The following is a 17,203-nucleotide window of genomic DNA, read 5'->3' as shown; positions in this document are numbered from 1 at the left end:
AAAAGAATGTCTATCTTCCTGAACAAGGATTCCAAGGTCATCGTCCAGGGCATCACGGGCGGCGAGGGCACCAAGCACACCGCGCTGATGCTGAAGGCGGGCACCCAGGTCGTCGGCGGTGTGAACGCGCGCAAGGCGGGCACCACCGTCGCGCACACCGACAAGGACGGCAACGCGGTCGAGCTGCCGGTGTTCGGCACCGTCGCGGAGGCCATCGAGAAGACCGGCGCCGACGTGTCCATCGCGTTCGTGCCGCCGAAGTTCGCCAAGGACGCCATCATCGAGGCCATCGACGCGGAGATCCCGCTCCTCGTGGTCATCACCGAAGGCATCCCGGTGCAGGACACGGCGTACGCGTGGGCCTACAACGTGGAGAAGGGCGCCAAGACCCGGATCATCGGCCCGAACTGTCCCGGCATCATCACCCCCGGCGAGTCGCTGGTCGGCATCACCCCGGCCAACATCACCGGAAAAGGTCCGATCGGCCTGGTCTCGAAGTCGGGCACGCTGACTTACCAGATGATGTACGAGCTGCGCGACTTCGGCTTCTCCACCTCGATCGGCATCGGCGGCGACCCGGTCATCGGCACCACCCACATCGACGCCATCGAGGCGTTCGAGAAGGACCCGGAGACCAAGCTGATCGTGATGATCGGCGAGATCGGCGGCGACGCCGAGGAGCGGGCCGCGGCCTACATCAAGGCCAACGTCACCAAGCCGGTCGTCGGCTACGTGGCGGGCTTCACCGCCCCCGAAGGCAAGACGATGGGCCACGCGGGCGCCATCGTGTCCGGGTCGTCGGGCACCGCCCAGGCGAAGAAGGACGCGTTGGAGGCCGCGGGCGTGAAGGTCGGCAAGACGCCGTCCGAGACCGCCGCGCTGGCTCGCGAGATCTTGGAGAAGGCCAGCATCAGCGCCTGATCCGCCAGACGACCGAAGGCCGCCTCCGAATTCGGGAGGCGGCCTTCGTCATCGATACGAAGCAGGAACGCGGGAGGTTCATCTCCGCGGGCCCGCCGAGCGGAGTCGAAGGGCGGCAGGACTGAAGGAAGGTCACCGCCGCCGTTCCACCAGCCGCGATTCATCCACGCTCAACCGGCGCCTTGCAGCTCGATCCCCGGTACTGAGAAATCCGGCAGTGTGAAACGAGCCACCACGACCGGCCTGCGGATCATCGCTATCGTCGCGCTCACCGCCACCCGTTCACTCGGCGTGGGGCCGGGCTCCTGCCGCGCCGGACTCGGTCGTCTGTCCCGTTGGGAGCTCGGTGAGTGTCTGCACGAGGGCGATGTCGGCACGGACCGGGGCGAATCGGCCGATTACGACGGCGTCGGCGGGGAATGCGCCGATACGCCCAGCAGCACCATGAGCGAAAACTCGCCACGGAGCGCCGCGACTCCTGCCGCGTGCTCCGGCGTCCACCCGCAAACGGCTCGCGACCAGCCGGGTATGGGCAGATCCGGCCGTCCGGCCAGTCTGTCGAGGGTGACCTGAGCAAGGGAGTGCAGTAGCGTCAGAACAGAGAGATCCAGCCGTGAAGACCCTGTACGACTCGACCTAGGAGACGACGACATGTCATACCCGACCGGGGGCTCCGGGTACAACCAACCCGCGCCCTCAGCACCATCCAGCCAAGGCCCCTCGGCGGGTGGTGCGAGTTCAGGTTCGAGCGCTACCGGTTCCGATGCCAAAGGTCTGCCGTTCTTCCTGGCGGTCGGCGTAGCGGCGCTCGGCGTGATCAACTTCCTGCTCGGCTTTCTCCCGTTCCTCGGCAGCAAGCCGGTCGATTTCGGCGGCAGCCGCGTGAGCGGTGCGGAGTCGGCGAAGCTGTTCGAGGTGGCGTCCGGCTCGCCACTGCTCGGACTGCTGCTGCTCGGTGGCCTGCTCGCGGGTGTGTCCCTGCTGCCGAAGCAGAACTGGATCGGTGCGGCCGCCGCGGCATCGACCGCGGGCTTTTTCGCGCTGCTGTTCCAGTCGCTCAACTTCGGTGAGGGTACCGAGCTGAAGTGGGGCGCGTACGTCCTGCTCGTGCTCGCCTTCGTGCAGGCCGCGATCGCGATCGGCGCGCTGCTGTTCGAGGCGGGCATTCTGAAGGCGCCCGCGCCGCGCCCGGCCACCCCGAGCGGTTTCGGTCAGGTCGGCTACGGCCAGCAGCAGCAGCCGTTCGGTCAGGGCCAACCGTCCTTCGGGCAGGGCCAGCCCGGCTACGGACAGAGCAGCCCCTACGGGCAGCCCGGCTTCGGCGGCCCGGCCGGCACGCCGCAGTTCCCGTCGCAGCCTTCGCCCTACGGGCAGAACCAGCCGGCGCAGCCGACCTACGGCCAGGGCCAGCCGGGCCAGTCCTACGGTCAGCCGCAGTCGCCTTACGGGCAGAGCCAGCCGACCCCTGCCTACGGCGCCTCCCAGCCGGGCTCGCCCTACGGCGCGCAGTCGCGCCCGGACGAGAGCGCGACCCAGCAGTTCGGTGGACAGCAGCCCGGCCAGCAGTCGCCGTATGGTTCGCCGAGCTTCGGCCAGCAACCGAGCCAGCCGTTCGGCGGCGAGCAGGGTAGCGATCCGTCCTCCGACGCCACGCAGGCATTCCGTCCCTCAGACGACAACAACAAGTAAGACAGCGGCACCTTCCCCGGTGCGGCGGCCGCACGCGGCGCGCCTGACCCGGTCGCGCCGGGGAAGCTGCCACGCTGAAAAGCCATGAGCTACCCCAGAAACTTCCCTGCGCGCCGGACAGGCGGGTCGCGGGTGCCGCGACCACGCCCTGACGCGGACGAGACCGGGTTTCTGTCGCTTACTCCCGAACGAGCCAGGGTGCTCGTCTTGGTCGCCGGACGCCCCGCGACGTTCGCACTGATCACCATGATCATTCTCGCGCTCGGCGTACTGCTGTTCGCGGGAAGCGATCTGGCGGGCACTTCGGGTGCGATCGCCGCCGGATGGCTGGGCATGCATCAGGTTCCGCTGGTGATCGGTAAGACCCCACTCGGCCTGCTCCCGCTGCTACCCACCGTGCTGCTGGTCGGGCTTGCCGGCCGCGAATGTGCACGCGCCGTGGAATCGAACAGCACCAGGGCCGATCTCGGCTGGATCGTCGGCGCCGCGCTGGCCGGGCCGCTGCTGGTCACCGCGATCTGTCTGGCGGTCGCCGAGGACGCTTCCGGTGTCATCGCGCTGCAACCGCCGAACACCCTTGCCGCGTTCGCTTGGGTGGGTGGGTTGTATCTGCTCGCTGCTGTCGCAGGTATCGCGACCCGCATCCGGCGCCGGCTTTTCGTGCTGATGAGCTTGCCCGACTGGGTCGTTTCGGGACTCTACGGCGCGGGCCGGTCCGTCTTTCGCCTGCTGACCTGCGCCACCGCGGTCGTAGTTGTGTCGTTCCTCGCCCATGTCTCTCGGCTGGGCGACACCTATCAGTCGGCGGGAAACGCCGCCGGAGTGATCGGGCTGACCCTGCTCTCGCTGGCCTATCTGCCGAACCTCGCGGTCCAGACTGTCGGTGTGCTGGTCGGATCCAGCGCGCAGTTCGGCGTCGCCTCGTTCGGGGTGTTCTCCGTTGTGGGCGGCCCCATTCCGGCTGTGCCGCTGCTGGCTTCGGTGCCCACCGGCCCCGCGGCGGGGTGGTGGGCAGTGCTGTTGCTCGTCCCTGCGGCGATCGGGGTGCTCGGTGGGTTGGACTGTGCCCGCACCTCGACCGACCGGATCATCGCGCCCTGGGCCACGCTGACCTCGGCCGGGTTGGCCACCCTCGCCTCGACGGTGCTCGGCGCCGTCGCGGGCGGTGAGCTCGGCACGTTCGGTCGGGTCGGGCTCGACCTGCCGATCTTCGCGTTGATCACTTTCGCGTGGCTCGCCATCCCCGGATATGTGGCTTTGACGTTCGCCCGCTGGTACATCGACCCGGTCGGTGCGCCGCCCGCCGACTACACCGATCCGTACGACGACTACTACGACGAGGACTCGGACTACTACGCGGACGAGGAATACCACGACGACTACAACGCCGATGTGGACCATCACGACGACTACTACGCGGACGATGACTACTACGACGACGAGTACGGCCACGACGGGGCGGAGCTGGAAGGTGAACTCGTGGACGAACAGCCCGCGATCGCAGCCACTCGCGGGTACCACGCCGAAAACACACCCGACATCGTCGACGCCGAGGTGGTCGAGGCGGACCTGCCGGACAGCGACCGGGTAGACGGTCGTTAGGCTCTAACCCGGCGGTGCCGCATCCGTCCGCCATCCGATCGACCGCAGGAGTAGAGCGCTGACGTCTCCGCATGCCCCGTGGATGCCCGCAGCGGCCCCGGCGACCGTTGTCGTGCTCGCGTCGGGTACCGGCTCGCTGCTGCGCGCGCTCCTGGATGCCGCCTCCGCGGTCGACTACCCGGCAAAGGTTGTCGCGGTCGGCGTCGACCGCAGCTGTCCCGCCACCGGGCACGCCGATGCTGCGGGCGTGCCGCACTTCCGGGTGGCGTCGAAGGACTTTCCGGACCGCGCCGTGTGGGATGTCGCGCTCACCGAAGCGGTCGCCGCCTATGACCCCGACCTCGTGGTGTCGGCAGGTTTCATGAAACTTCTCGGTCCCGCTTTCCTGGACCGGTTCGGCGGCCGGATCATCAACACCCACCCCGCGCTGCTGCCCGCGTTCCCTGGCGCGCACGGGGTGCGCGACGCACTGGCCTACGGGGTGCGGGTCACCGGCTCCACCGTCCATCTGGTCGACGCGGGTGTGGACACGGGGCCGATCCTCGCGCAGGAGGCGGTCGCGGTGCTGCCTGGGGACGATGAGGCCACCCTGCACGAACGCATCAAGGTTGTCGAGCGACGGTTGCTGGCGGAGGTTGTCGCCGCCGTCGCGACGCGAGGCATTGTCTCCGACGGACGAAAGGCAGTTATCCCAGATGAGCGAGTTCTCCGGTGAGTGAACGCAAGCCGATCGGCAGGGCGCTGGTGAGCGTCTACGACAAGACGGGTCTCATCGAGCTCGCGACCGGTCTGCACGCCGCGGGCATCGAGCTGGTCTCGACCGGGTCCACCGCGGGCAGGATCGCCGACGCGGGTATTCCGGTGACCAAGGTCGAGGACCTGACCGGATTCCCGGAGACCCTGGACGGCCGGGTCAAGACGTTGCACCCGCGGGTGCACGCGGGCATTCTGGCCGACTCACGCAAGCAGGAGCACGTCGACCAGCTGGTCGAACTCGGAGTCGAGGCATTCCAGCTGGTGGTGGTGAACCTCTACCCGTTCAGCCAGACCGTGGCCAGCGGGGCGAGCCAGGACGAGTGCGTCGAGCAGATCGATATCGGCGGTCCGTCCATGGTGCGCGCCGCTGCGAAGAACCATCCCTCGGTCGCCGTGGTCGTCGACAGCGGCGACTACGACGATGTGCTGGCCGCGGTGCACGCCGGCGGCTTCACGCTGGCCGAGCGAACGGCACTGGCAGCAAAGGCTTTCCAGCACACCGCGAGCTATGACGTGGCGGTTGCCAGTTGGATGACCAACGTGCTCGCCGTCGACGGCGAGCACGCTGACGCGGCCATCCGGTTCCCCGAATGGCTCGGCGGCACCTGGGAGCAGTCGGCGGTGCTGCGCTACGGCGAGAATCCGCACCAGGCCGCCGCGCTGTATACCGACGGCAGCCTCGGGCTGGCGCAGGCACAGCAGTTGCACGGCAAGGAGATGTCGTACAACAACTATGTCGACGCCGACGCCGCCTGGCGTGCCGCGTTCGACCACGAGGCTCCCGCCGTCGCGATCATCAAGCACGCCAACCCCTGTGGGATCGCGCTCGGCGCCGATATCGCCGAGGCGCACCGCAAGGCCCACGCCTGCGATCCGGTCAGCGCGTTCGGTGGTGTGATCGCCGCGAACCGCGAGGTCACCGTGGAGATGGCCGAGCAGGTCGCCGAGATTTTCACCGAGGTGATCGTCGCCACGTCCTATGCCGACGGCGCCGTGGAAGTGTTGCAGCGCAAGAAGAACGTGCGCATCCTGGTCGCGCGGCCGCCGCGTCGCACGGGCGCCGAGCTGCGCCCGATCAGCGGAGGCGTCCTGCTGCAGCAGCGCGACGTGCTCGACGCCACCGGCGACAACCCGGCCAACTGGACTCTGGCCGCGGGCGAGCCCGCCGACCCGGAGACCATGGCCGATCTCGAATTCGCCTGGCGCGCCTGCCGCGCAGTGAAGTCCAACGCGATCCTGCTCGCCCACGACGGCGCGTCCGTTGGCGTCGGCATGGGTCAGGTCAATCGGGTGGACGCGGTCGGCCTCGCGGTCCAGCGGGCCGGAGATCGCGCCAAGGGCTCGGTGGCTGCCTCCGACGCCTACTTTCCGTTCCCCGACGGCCCGCAAACCCTGATTCAGGTCGGCGTCCGCGCGATCGTCCAACCCGGCGGCTCCGTCCGCGACCAGGAGACGATCGACCTCGCCCGCGAAGCGGGCGTAACCCTCTACCTCACCGGCGCCCGCCACTTCGCCCACTGAGGTCGGCAGTACCAGGAGCGCCGTGTCGGACTACCGATCCGACACGGCGTTCGGTTCTCGTAGAGCGACCACTACGGCGAAAACCCGCGCGCGCCGCCGCGCGTGCCCGGCGGCAGAGTTGGGGTCAAGGGGGGCCGCTACCTCGATTTCGCCGCGCTGTCCGACGCGTTGGGGGAAAGCGCGCGGTGACAGCCCCTGCGCCTGGACCGTCCTACTAGACCGCGCTGAGTACTGTCCGGTTGCCGAGCGGCGCTTTCAGCTGCACCTCCAAAGTGCCGAAAACCGCTATCATCGTGCACATTCGGCCCACTGCGTCTGCACGGGTGCCCGAGCGCAGTTCGATGGTCACTGTCGCATCGGTCTCGGTGACCGATGCGTCCACGCCATAACACTCCGGCGCTCCGGTCTCGAAATTCACCGCAATCCGGTTGTCCGCCGACCTCGTCCACGATCTGAACGGGATCGGGTGCGGGCTGACGATGGTCGGGTCGGCGGTGAACTCGTTGCCCTGGTTCCCTTTCGGGTCTTCCGTCGGCGTACTCGGCGCCGAGACACTCGTGGTACTCGTGTTCTGCTGTGCTCCGTCGTCGTTCGAGCCACCACAGCCCGCGGCGGTGAGACAGGCGAGCACTACGGCGACAGCTGTGACGGCGCGTCCGGCCGGGATCCGATCCATGCCCTCAACCCTAGTTGGCGTGGCTGTCCGTTCGGCGCGAGCTGCTGCCCAGCCGTGAGTCGGCTTCCTCGGCAGCAACGACAAGCCCCCCGGTGCTCAGGGGCATCGGGGGGCTTGCGTTTCTGTCTGTGTCGGAGTTCGCGCCTACCGGCTGGTGAACGGCAGCAGCGCCATCTCACGGGCGTTCTTCACCGCGATAGCGACCTGGCGCTGCTGCTGCGGGGTGAGTCCGGTGACTCGGCGGCTGCGGATCTTGCCGCGGTCGGAGATGAACGTACGCAACAGGTTCACGTCTTTGTAGTCGACCGTCTCGATACCCGCGGCGATGAGCGGGTTCTTCTTCGGACGGCGGGCCTGCTCGGCGCGAACCTTCTTAGACGGTGCTCGCTTGACTGCCATATGACGGGTTCCTTCTCACGAGATCAGTGGTTTGTTTACCAGCTCGATTTGTGCACACCGGGCAACTCGCCCCGGTGGGCCATCTCGCGCACACGCACACGGGAGAGTCCGAACTTCCGGAGGTGACCGCGCGGTCGTCCGTCGGCGGCGTCCCGATTGCGCAATCTTACCGGACTGGCATTTCGCGGCTGTCGTCGTAGTTCGGCCTGGGCGGCCGCGCGGTCGCTGTCCGATGTGTCCGGCTTTCGGATGCGCTCCTTCAGTTCGGCGCGCCGTTCGGCGTAGCGTGCCACGATCGCCCTGCGCTGTTGGTCGCGCGCGATCTTCGACTTCTTGGCCATCTCAGCGCTCCTCGCGGAAGTCGACGTGCCTGCGCACGACCGGGTCGTACTTGCGCAGCACCAGGCGGTCCGGGTCGTTGCGGCGGTTCTTGCGGGTCACGTAGGTGTACCCGGTGCCCGCCGTCGACTTCAGCTTGACGATCGGGCGGATGTCGGTCGATTTCGACGCCATCGGAATGCTCCTCAGATCTTGTCGCCGCGCGCCCGGATACGGGCCACCACGGCCTCGATTCCGTCCCGGTCGATGGTCTTGATGCCTTTGGCGGAGACCGTCAGCGTGATGCGACGGCCCTCGCTGGGCAGGTAGTAGGTCTTGCGCTGGACGTTCGGGTTCCAGCGCCGGCTGGTCCGCTTGTGTGAGTGCGACACGGACTTGCCGAATCCGGGTTTGCGCCCGGTGACCTGGCAGTGGGCCGACATGCGGACTCCCTCCAGTAGATGACAATCATTTTCGACAACGGCTGTTCGACAATGTACCGTTGCTCGACAGCAAATGAAAATCGTTACCGAAAGGGGTTTCGGTGGATTCCGCCCTGTTCCCACCCGAGTCCGACCGGAGGACGCCCGTGGTGGTGCTCGCCGGCTTCGCGGGACTCGCCGCGGACGGCGTGGATCATGCGGCCGCCGCGCTGCGCGAGACGGCGGGCACTGTCGTCGTCCGGCATGATCTCGCCCAGCTGCGGGAAGGTGTCGTGCACCGCACGGTGCGCACGGCGACGCAGGAGACCTCGGCCGTGCTCGAGCTCGCGCACGGGTGCGTCTCCTGCACGCTGCGCATGGACCTGCTCCCACTGTTGTGCACGCTCGGAGGGCGCGACTCGGTCGACCGCATCGTGCTCGCGCTGGACCCCGCCTTCGAGGCGGAAGCCGTATGCCAGGCCATCGAGCAGGTTGTGGTCACCGGCGTGATCGGTCGTCTCGACGGTCCGGCCGGGCGCGACGTGCGCGTTCAGGCAGTACTCACCTGCCTGGACTCCGCAGGCTGGCTCGCTGATGCCATCGGTGACGAGACCCTTGCCGAGCGCGGTCTGGCCTGCGCCGACGACGACCGCACGGTCGCGCAGCTGGCCGTCGGGCAGGTCGAATTCGCGGATGTCGTGGTCGCTGTGGGAGCCGCGGACGCGGCGGGTAGCGCACAGGCGGATCGGGGCAAGCTCGCCGCGGTACTGGCCCGCCTGGTGCCCGGTGCGCCGGTCGCCTGGGTGGACGACCCGAGCGAACTCACGCCCGCTTGCGTCGAGACGCTGCTCGAGCGCGTCCCCGCCGACTCGCGGCGCGGCCGGGTCTTCGACGCGCATGCACCGCTTCTGCGCGGCCGACCGCCGTTGACCAGCGGCTACGGCGTCGTCCTCATGGAATTCGCCGCCGGAAGGCCGTTTCACCCCGCCCGCCTGCACGAGGCACTGGACGTGCTGTTCGACGGCGTGGTGACCGCGCGCGGGCGGATCTGGCTGGCCACCCAGCCCGACGAGGTGGTGTGGCTGGAGTCCGCTGGTGGCGGCCTGCGGGTTGGCGGCGCGGGCCGCTGGCTGGCGGCCATGTCCGAGGACGAATTGGCCGAGGCGGATCCGGAGCGGAGGGCGATGGCCGCGATGCGCTGGGACGAGCGTTTCGGCGACCGGGACATCTCGCTGGCGATCCTGGTACACGACGCCGATCCCGCCGAAATCCGCGCGGCGCTGCACTGGGCGCTGGTGGAGGACGAGGAACTGCGGCTGGTCGAGCGGGCGCCGGATCGGGTTGCCGAATGGGAGGACCCGTTCGGAGAGTGGCACGCCGACCCATGCGAGAGCGGCGAGACGGCGGTCGTGCCTGTGGAAGACGGGAAGAGCTCGAGAGGAGAGGCGAAATGAAGAAGGGGATCCATCCGGACTATCACCCGGTGGTCTTCGAGGACGCGAGCACCGGAAAGCGGTTCCGCACTCGATCCACCGCCACCAGCGCACGCGCCGTGCAGTGGACCGACGGCAACACCTACCCACTGCTGACGGTGGATGTGACCGCCGACTCGCACCCGTTCTGGACCGGCGCGCACCGCGTGCTGGACGCCCAGGGCCGGGTGGAGAAGTTCGAGCGCAAGTACGGCAAGCGCGTCGCGCGCAAGAAGGAGGCCTGACATGGCAGTTCCGAAGCGGAAGATGTCGCGGTCGAACACCCGCAGCCGCCGGGCGAACTGGAAGGCGACGGCCCCGGATCTGGTACCGGTGACTGTCGGGGGCGTCGTGCGCCAGGTGCCGCGCAGGCTGGTCGCGGCCGTGCGGCGCGGCCTGATCTGACTGTGTTTGTTTGGCAGCGCCTTCGGCGCTGCGTGTTCGCGGCCCCTTGATGGCTCGCGTCCGAGCGGCCGCCGCTGGCGACTTCGTCGCGGACGCGGCGGCCGCTCGGACGCGAGCCGGGCCGCGAACAGGCAATGCTCGGTCTCGCTGCGCTCGGAAGCGGGGGTGAGGCCGAGTGGTTGTGTCAGCGGCAAAACGCGGTATTGATTGGTCGCCCGTCGCCCGTCGCTCTGGGCCTGCCGGCCGCGGTACTTGTTGCCGGGCGGATCGCCGATCGTCTTGATCTGCAGGGCGTCCAGCAGCTGCTTGTCGTGCGCTTCGGTGTGACCGGTCAGGGCCGAGGACGGGGCGGAGGGGATTTCCTCGAGTGACTTGTTCTCGTATTCCTTATCGAGCACCACGTTGACGGCCGTGCGAACTCCTTCGGATGAACCTCGATGTGGCGCCGTGTGAGCGCCTCGTGCCAGGCGCGCGAGAACTCGCCAGGTGATGCCGTGGGTGCCGAACGCGCGGGACGATGGTCGATCGACCGAGCCGGTGACAGCCCGAATCGGAGAAAAATTTTGTGGCGCCGACCCGCCGAAGTAGCAATCTATCGGCTATCAATGTGGCGTAGGCCACATGGCAACATGGCGTACGAAGTGTTTGCGGCAGGATAGCTGAAGGATGGAATACCTACTGAGAGTTCGTTTTCGTACGCGGAAAAGTCCTGCGGAAGTGATGCATTCGTGGCCTGACACCGGTACCCTCGTGCGGGAGGGCGGGTTCTCCTGGCCCCCAGGAGAACCCGCTCATCGCCAAACTTTCCGGCATTTCCGCCGATTGTGATCTTCCGATTCCTTTCTCCCACAGTCGGTTGCGTGTTCACCGCGGTTCTGTCTGTGTGGCGGTCAGTTCTTCGAGGTCAGCTTCGCGGGCCCGCCGCTGTCGCTTGGTGCGCATCCGGCGCCGTCACCGTGACCCGGGAAACCGGGCAAGTCCGGCAACAAGGCCTCCAGTCGGGCCAACTGCTCACCGACCAGCGCCGCGGGCCCTTCGATCAGAGACAGCGGCCACGGCCAATGCGGCCCGCTGCACCGCTCCACCTGGGCGGCGAGTTCTGCCGTCGTAGCCTCCAGTTCGCTGATCTCGGTGCGCAATTCGCCGATCTGCGTTCGCATTTCGGCGGACTCGCTCTCCAACTGCTCGATCCGGATCAGCGCCGCGGCCAGCCCGTCCACCAGCGTGCGATGGCGGCCGTCGGATTCGGTGCCCAGCTGAGGCCAGCCGGACAGGTCGGGCCCGCGCAGCTGAATCTGGATGTCGCGCAGCACTGCCTCTTGTTCCGGCGTCACGTCCGGGTCCTCCTGTCCACCGAATCCTCGAAATGCCGTGCGCCCGCGGTAGTCCGCCGCGGCCGCGGTCAGCGGCTTGCCGGGCAGGTCGGGGCCGCCGTCGGGCAGGTTCCGCACCACGAGATCGAACCCGCCGCGGCCCCTGGACGTTCGGCGGCGTGGCCGAGGCCGAAACGTATGACTCCCACTGTAAGTCGGCCGACCGGAGAATTCCGCGGCATCATGGAACCGGAGCCGACCGGACTGCCTCCGACGTGGAAGCCAGGCTTCGTTCAGCGGGAATCGGCCCCCGGGCCGACCGCAGTCGCGGAATCAGGTCGGCTTCAGTGCGATTCGCCCGCTCGAGCACTTCCGCATCAGCGCGCGCGGCGCGCACCTTCGCGTCAGCGCACGGGCTCCAGCCTCGGCCGCGGGGACTTCGCCGCGGTCGCGAACTCGCGGCGGTCCGGAGCGATCAGTACCGCGGAGATCGGCACCGCCAGCGCCAGCAAGCCGATGACGAACATCGGGAATACGAAGTCGAACAACTCCACACCCGAAGGCACCTTCGCCGACCGGTCCACATCGAAATGCAGTGCGGCAAGCGCGGTGTAGTATGTCGCGGCCACGCCGACGCTGAACAGAAGCAATGTGATGGTCCGGGCCATTGGGAGGCGCAGCGCCTGGAACGACCACAGCGTCGCCGTCGCCGTGATCACCGCGATCACGGCTGAGATGGTGGCCAGCCACACCGTCACGCCGACCGAACCCTGGATGTCGATCGAGCCGATGCCGAGGTAGTGTGTCAGGCCGATGCCGAGGCCGAGCACCAGGCCGCCGAGAAACAGCAGCGGAAGGCGCAGGCTGCGCCCGATGATCAGCAGTGTCGCGAAGACCGCCACTATCGAGACCACCATGGCCGCGACCAATCTGCCCGAGTCGTAACGAATCGCGCTACCAGGCACTTTCAGGCCGAGCATGGCTACCGACGTGGCGAGCCACACCCCGACGCCGCCGAGTGACACCGCCGCGGAGGCCAGCCACACCAGCCGGAACTGCGCCGAGCGCGCCGCGTGCACAACGCACGCCAGCCCGACCAACGCGCCGAGCAGCGAGATTCCCAACGACAGCACGACCAGCCAGTAGCCCATGGCGAACTGGTCGACGGCCGGGCTCGTGTCGTTGGCTGCGGCCAGCACCGCGACCTCATGCATGCCGGGCGGTTCCTTCCAGTTCGCCCGATTTCAACTGGGCGATCGCGTACTCGGTGACCGCGGCCAGCGACTGGCGCACCTCGAGCGCGTTGCGTGCGTCGATGTCCACGATCGGCACGCCCTCACGCACCGAAAGCGCTTCGCGCAGTTCGGCGATGGGAAAGCGCGGTGCGTTGGGGAACCGGTTCACCGCGATCAGGAACGGCAGCTTGCGGGCTTCGAAGAAGTCGACCGCGGCGAAGCTGTCCTCCAGCCGCCGGGTGTCGATCAGCACCACGGCGCCGATCGCGCCGCGGATCAGGTCGTCCCACATAAACCAGAAACGCCGCTGACCGGGGGTGCCGAACAGATAGAGCACCAGGTTGCCGGGCAGGATGATCCGGCCGAAATCCATCGCGACCGTGGTGGTTTCCTTCTCCGGCGTGTCGGCGAGATCGTCGATACCGTCGGAGAAGCGAGTCACCATCGCCTCGGTGCGCAGCGGAACTATCTCCGATACGGCACCGACGAATGTGGTCTTCCCCGCGCCGAAGCCGCCCGCGACGACGATCTTCGTCGAAGCGACCCGGTTTTCGGCGCCGTCCGGCCCCGAGGTGCCGCCCGGTCCGGAATTCCCACTGGGCCCGGGATTTCCACTGGGCCCCGGATTCTTATAGGGCGCGGAGTCCACGCAATGTCCTCTCCATTAGGGAACGACGCTCGTCATAGCTCGCCTCGTCGGTCAGGGTCGAATGCACACGCACGGTGCCGTCGACGACGAGATCGCCGATCACCACCCGAACCATGCCGAGCGGCCGGTCGAGATGCGCTGCGATCTCCGCGACCGACAGCTGGTGCGCGCCGAGCCGCAGTATCTCGGTACGGATGTCGCCGGTCGGCCAGTCGAGATGTGCAGTGTACGACAGGGTTTCGATCACCGCCTCGAGCGGCAGGTTGACCGCCGGTTCGGTACGCCCTGAGGTCAGGGCATAGGGCCGGACGCGCGTGGCTGGTCGTGGTCCGGGGCCGTATGGGTTGGACATCTCACACTCAGACAGCGGTACGGGCGGTGGCGGTGACCACCGAGCCCACCCGATCGACCAACAGTGCCATCTCGTAGCCGATGCGGCCGATGTCGTGTGACTTGTTCGCCAGCACGGCCAGGTGCGAGCCGTTGCCGACGCTCATCACCAGCAGGTAGCCGCGCTGCATCTCCACGATCGACTGCATCACCTTGCCGCCGTCGAACAAGGAGGCCGCGCCCATGGAGAGGCTGGCGAGTCCGGCGGTGACGGCGGCGAGCTGCTCGGCCCGGTCACTGGGTAAATTCGGGCTGGTGGCCTGCAATAAGCCGTCCGCTGACACCAGCACCGCGTGGGACACACCGGGCACGTCCCGGGTGAAGCGGGCGACCAGCCAATTCAGATTCTCGTCTGTGGTGCTGTTGTTCGCGTTGGTCATGCGAGCCCTCCGTCGTTGTACTGCGCATTGGCCCGCCCGCTGCGGACCCCACTGAGATGCCTGGTCAAGTTGTTGCGAATTTCTTCGGGATCGCGAGGCGCGGCTTCGTCCGTCGGGGCCAGGCCACCGGGCACCAACTGGGCGCCCGGCCTGCGAATCGGCAGGCCGCCGACGGTGCGCGCGGACGTCGTCGGGTGGCTGGCATCCTCGGCGGCCAGCCAGCCCGCGTCACCAGGCGAGGACCACGTGCTGTCCGACGATTGCGAGGTAGAGGGCTCGACCAGCCATTCCGAGACCATGCGCTGGTAGATCGGGGTGGGTGACGCGCCGGCGACCGGCTGCAGCCGACTGGCGGTGACCGTCGCGGGTTCTGGTGTGCCGTCTTGCGGTGCGTCGTCGGGTGGGGTGGTCGGCTTCCGGATCGGAAGGCCGGACCGGGCGGTGGTCTTGGGTGCGGCGCTTTCCCTCGGCACGGTCGGGTTCGGACCCGTGATCTCGTCGTTGTCGTCGGCCTCGGACCACAGATCTGTGCGCGTGGATTGCTGCTCGCCGTCGCCGGACTGCTCATTCGCGGCGGGGGTCGGCGGACCGATCTGCGCGCGGTCGGCCTCCGCGCGAGGCGTGATCACCGGCCACGGCTGGGTGGAAGGTTGATCCGCCGGGTCTTCGCTGCGGCCGACCGGAGTGGAGACCGCGGGCTGGTCGGGTGCGTCTGCGACGCGAATGGCCGGTCGGCGCTGTGGCAAGCCGGAACTCGTCACACCGAACCGCGCTGTGTCACGCTGCGGCAGACTCGGTACCGGCACCAGGTTCCGTTGCACCGCGGGGGACGGGGCGAGCGGGGGCAGCTGATGCTCGACGGTGAGGTCGAGCGGCTTGCCTGCCGGGTCGGTGGCGTCCATCGGCGGCGCGACCAGAGCGCCGGGCAGATGGACGCTGGCGGTGATGCCGGGCTGCTGCGCCATCGTCGAGGTGCGCCGCAGGCTGACCGTGATGGTGTGCCGCTTGGCCAGTCGGCCGACGACGAAGAGACCCATGCGGCGCGCGGTCTCGACGGTGACCTCACCACCGGAGGCGAGCCGGTCATTGGTCGTCTGCAGGTCCTCCGGGGACATGCCGAGGCCGCGGTCGGTGATCTCGATCAGGTAGCCGCCGTCCACCGCGCGTGACACGGTGACCGTGACCGGCGTGGTCGGCGGGGAGTAGCGCAGCGCGTTGTCGATCAGCTCGGCGAGCAGGTGCTCGATGTCCACCGCGGGCTCGCCCGCGACGATACCGTCGGGCACCGTGCCGATCTCGGCTCGCTGGTAGTCCTCGACCTGGGAGACCGCGCTCCACAGCATGTCCGACAGCGGCACCGGGTGCAGCAACCCCCGGCGCAGCGCGGTTCCCGCCAGCACGAGCAGGTTGTCGCCGTTGCGGCGCATGCGGGTGGCCAGGTGGTCGAGGCGGAACAGGCTCTGCAGCCGGTCGGTGTTGTCCTCGTCGTGCTCGAGGTCCTCGATCAGGGCCAACTGCTGCTCGACGAGCGATTGGCTGCGGCGGGAGAGGGTTTCGAACATGTTCCCGATCTGCAGGCGCATGCGGGCCTGGTCGGCGGCGAGGTTGAGGGCCTGCTCGTGGATCTCGTCGACGGCGCGGGCCAGCTGGCCGATCTCGTCGGTCGTGTGCACCGCGACCGGGGTGATCTCTGGGGTGGTGCCGCCCGCGCGCACCACGGCGAGCTCGTCGGGCAGCTTGATATGCGCGACCTCGAGCGCATCGCGGCGCAGGCGGCGGACCGGGACGACCAGGGTTCGCGCTACGGAGAGGGCCAACGCAAGGCCCGCGAGGAGCATGCCGATGACGATCGTCGTCTCGCGCAGCGCGCCGGTCTGCGCCCCGATAGTGCGGGCGGCCAGTGCCTTGTCGATGGTGTCGATCAGCTGCGCCGTGGTCTTCTCGTAGGTGTCCGAACTGACCAGAAGCGAGTCGAGCACGGCGGGGTTGGTCGCAGGGTCGGCGACGTTCTGGCTGAACGTGCCGAGACGGGTCTGCACCGCGTCGAGCAGCGGGCGCATGTTGCCCGCATAGTCCGGCAGGATCTGTGCGTACTGGTAGATCATGGTGATCTCGGCACCCGCGGCGACCAGCACGCGCGGCCGCACGCTCGGGTTACGGCCCGCGTCCGGCGAGCCGATCAGCATGCGCTGCTGGGTGAGCACGCGGCGCGCGGTCTGCACCGACGCCAACTGCTGGAAGTATCGCTGGATGACCAGGTCGTCCACGGATGGGGACAGTGCGAGCGCGTTGCCGATCCGCACCATGATCTCGTCGGCCTGCTCGCCGACCATCGCGGGTGAGCCGTTGCGCAGACTGTTGCGCATGGTCGTGCCGGTCGCGACAGCCGAGGCGAGTTCCGAGGTGACCCGGCCGGTGGCCTTGGTGGTGTGCAGCGCGGACTCCAGATCGGTCAGCGCCTGGTCGAACTTCGTCAGCGCGGCGTCGGTCTGCGGGTCGGCGGTGTTGCCCCACGTGGCGGTCGCGATGACGCCGAGTTGTTCGGTGGCCGAACCGAACTTGACGATCGGACGGATGATGATGGCTTGTTCGGTGGCCGCGTCCAGCTGCGCCATGGTACGCAGTTCGTTGTTGATTCGGAGAACGGCGAAGACGGTGGCCAAGAGCACGGGAAGCACCAGCACCACGCCGACCTTGCGGGTTACCGACCAGTTCGACAGGCTGAATTGCCAGGACCCCGGTGCAGCTTCCATCCGCTTCCGTCGCCTCCGCTTCGCGAGTGACCTCGGTTGCGCGTGGCTGTTCAGTATTGATTCAACCCGCAAAGAACCAACTAGAGGTCTTCTTTTTACCGCACGGAACATACCGTGCACAGTGATCATCGGCAATCCGGGGGATCCGGTCCGGAAATTACCGAATATGGCTATAGAGAACACGATTCGCATCGGAATGCGTTAGGGGCGCGTCAACATCTCGGTGCCGCGTTGGAAGCCGCTGGTCACCGAGGTCGGCCGGCGTGACGCGCCGAAGGCAGCTTGCCGAGGACGCGCCGCGG

Annotated in this window: 20 protein-coding genes; 9 read left to right on the top strand and 11 right to left on the bottom strand. The window is 68.1% G+C overall.

The annotated features are described in order from the left end of the window. Nucleotides 1–6 precede the first annotated feature (6 nt). From sucD to purH, 6 genes are all read left to right on the top strand, one after another. A complete protein-coding gene (sucD, locus tag OHB12_RS20675; protein ID WP_327110233.1) occupies nt 7–921 on the top strand; it encodes a succinate--CoA ligase subunit alpha in 915 nt (304 codons plus the stop codon). Nucleotides 922–1,140: 219 nt separating this feature from the next. Continuing rightward, entirely contained in the window at nt 1,141–1,494 is a 354-nt protein-coding gene (locus OHB12_RS20670) for a hypothetical protein (RefSeq protein ID WP_327110232.1), read from the top strand. Nucleotides 1,495–1,572: 78 nt separating this feature from the next. Continuing rightward, nucleotides 1,573–2,610, top strand: a complete 1,038-nt coding sequence (locus OHB12_RS20665) for a DUF5336 domain-containing protein (RefSeq protein WP_327110231.1) — start codon at nt 1,573–1,575, stop codon at nt 2,608–2,610. Between the two features lie 84 nt (nt 2,611–2,694). Next, nucleotides 2,695–4,212, top strand: coding sequence for a cell division protein PerM (locus OHB12_RS20660; protein ID WP_327110230.1), 1,518 nt, complete (start codon nt 2,695–2,697; stop codon nt 4,210–4,212). Between the two features lie 82 nt (nt 4,213–4,294). Then, nucleotides 4,295–4,927 carry a phosphoribosylglycinamide formyltransferase gene (gene purN, locus OHB12_RS20655; RefSeq protein ID WP_327110229.1) on the top strand — a complete coding sequence of 211 codons (633 nt, stop codon included), beginning with the start codon at nt 4,295–4,297 and terminating at the stop codon, nt 4,925–4,927. Next, nucleotides 4,924–6,489: a bifunctional phosphoribosylaminoimidazolecarboxamide formyltransferase/IMP cyclohydrolase gene (gene purH, locus OHB12_RS20650; RefSeq protein WP_327110228.1), complete on the top strand. Its 1,566-nt coding sequence runs from the start codon at nt 4,924–4,926 to the stop codon at nt 6,487–6,489. The genes purN and purH overlap by 4 nt, the downstream gene beginning before the upstream one ends. Before the next feature lie 214 nt (nt 6,490–6,703). Here the strand turns inward: purH and OHB12_RS20645 are convergent, their stop codons facing one another. The 5 genes from OHB12_RS20645 to rpmB all read right to left on the bottom strand — a co-directional run bounded on the left by OHB12_RS20645 (nt 6,704) and on the right by rpmB (nt 8,325). Further along, complete coding sequence (locus OHB12_RS20645) at nt 6,704–7,165, bottom strand: hypothetical protein (RefSeq protein ID WP_327110227.1); 462 nt, start codon at nt 7,163–7,165, stop codon at nt 6,704–6,706. Nucleotides 7,166–7,309: 144 nt separating this feature from the next. Next, nucleotides 7,310–7,564, bottom strand: a complete 255-nt coding sequence (gene rpsR / locus OHB12_RS20640; RefSeq protein ID WP_024802192.1) for a 30S ribosomal protein S18 — start codon at nt 7,562–7,564, stop codon at nt 7,310–7,312. A gap of 35 nt (nt 7,565–7,599) precedes the next feature. Beyond that, a complete protein-coding gene (rpsN, locus tag OHB12_RS20635; protein WP_327110226.1) occupies nt 7,600–7,905 on the bottom strand; it encodes a 30S ribosomal protein S14 in 306 nt (101 codons plus the stop codon). 1 nt (nt 7,906) lies between these two features. After that, nucleotides 7,907–8,077, bottom strand: a complete 171-nt coding sequence (rpmG, locus tag OHB12_RS20630) for a 50S ribosomal protein L33 (protein ID WP_327110225.1) — start codon at nt 8,075–8,077, stop codon at nt 7,907–7,909. Nucleotides 8,078–8,088: 11 nt separating this feature from the next. Then, a complete protein-coding gene (rpmB, locus tag OHB12_RS20625) occupies nt 8,089–8,325 on the bottom strand; it encodes a 50S ribosomal protein L28 (RefSeq protein WP_067474136.1) in 237 nt (78 codons plus the stop codon). Between the two features lie 101 nt (nt 8,326–8,426). On the opposite strand from rpmB, the gene mrf reads away from it, so the two are divergent. Genes mrf through rpmF form a run of 3 tightly spaced genes read left to right on the top strand, consistent with a single transcriptional unit; the run spans nt 8,427 to nt 10,181 of the window. Then, complete coding sequence (gene mrf, locus OHB12_RS20620) at nt 8,427–9,758, top strand: ribosome hibernation factor-recruiting GTPase MRF (protein WP_327110224.1); 1,332 nt, start codon at nt 8,427–8,429, stop codon at nt 9,756–9,758. Continuing rightward, a complete protein-coding gene (locus tag OHB12_RS20615; RefSeq protein WP_327110223.1) occupies nt 9,755–10,021 on the top strand; it encodes a type B 50S ribosomal protein L31 in 267 nt (88 codons plus the stop codon). The genes mrf and OHB12_RS20615 overlap by 4 nt, the downstream gene beginning before the upstream one ends. A 1-nt stretch (nt 10,022) precedes the next feature. After that, complete coding sequence (gene rpmF / locus OHB12_RS20610; RefSeq protein WP_327110222.1) at nt 10,023–10,181, top strand: 50S ribosomal protein L32; 159 nt, start codon at nt 10,023–10,025, stop codon at nt 10,179–10,181. 890 nt (nt 10,182–11,071) lie between these two features. Here the strand turns inward: rpmF and OHB12_RS20605 are convergent. The 6 genes from OHB12_RS20605 to OHB12_RS20580 all read right to left on the bottom strand — a co-directional run bounded on the left by OHB12_RS20605 (nt 11,072) and on the right by OHB12_RS20580 (nt 16,901). Then, complete coding sequence (locus OHB12_RS20605) at nt 11,072–11,632, bottom strand: hypothetical protein (protein ID WP_327110221.1); 561 nt, start codon at nt 11,630–11,632, stop codon at nt 11,072–11,074. Nucleotides 11,633–11,898: 266 nt separating this feature from the next. After that, on the bottom strand, nt 11,899–12,708 hold the full coding sequence (locus OHB12_RS20600) for an MHYT domain-containing protein (RefSeq protein WP_327110220.1): 810 nt from the start codon (nt 12,706–12,708) through the stop codon (nt 11,899–11,901). Then, entirely contained in the window at nt 12,701–13,258 is a 558-nt protein-coding gene (locus tag OHB12_RS20595; protein WP_327121295.1) for a GTP-binding protein, read from the bottom strand. The genes OHB12_RS20600 and OHB12_RS20595 overlap by 8 nt, the downstream gene beginning before the upstream one ends. A 100-nt stretch (nt 13,259–13,358) precedes the next feature. Continuing rightward, nucleotides 13,359–13,730 (bottom strand): DUF742 domain-containing protein, encoded by a 372-nt coding sequence (locus OHB12_RS20590; protein WP_327110219.1) that lies wholly within the window; start codon nt 13,728–13,730, stop codon nt 13,359–13,361. Nucleotides 13,731–13,737: 7 nt separating this feature from the next. Further along, on the bottom strand, nt 13,738–14,148 hold the full coding sequence (locus tag OHB12_RS20585) for a roadblock/LC7 domain-containing protein (RefSeq protein WP_327110218.1): 411 nt from the start codon (nt 14,146–14,148) through the stop codon (nt 13,738–13,740). Further along, nucleotides 14,145–16,901 carry a sensor histidine kinase gene (locus tag OHB12_RS20580; RefSeq protein WP_327110217.1) on the bottom strand — a complete coding sequence of 919 codons (2,757 nt, stop codon included), beginning with the start codon at nt 16,899–16,901 and terminating at the stop codon, nt 14,145–14,147. Before OHB12_RS20580 ends, OHB12_RS20585 begins: the two co-directional genes overlap by 4 nt. Nucleotides 16,902–17,203 lie beyond the last annotated feature (302 nt).

This window comes from Nocardia sp. NBC_01730 (assembly GCF_035920445.1).
In the GTDB taxonomy this organism is placed as follows: Bacteria; Actinomycetota; Actinomycetes; order Mycobacteriales; family Mycobacteriaceae; genus Nocardia.
This window is presented reverse-complemented; position numbering and strand designations above follow the sequence as displayed.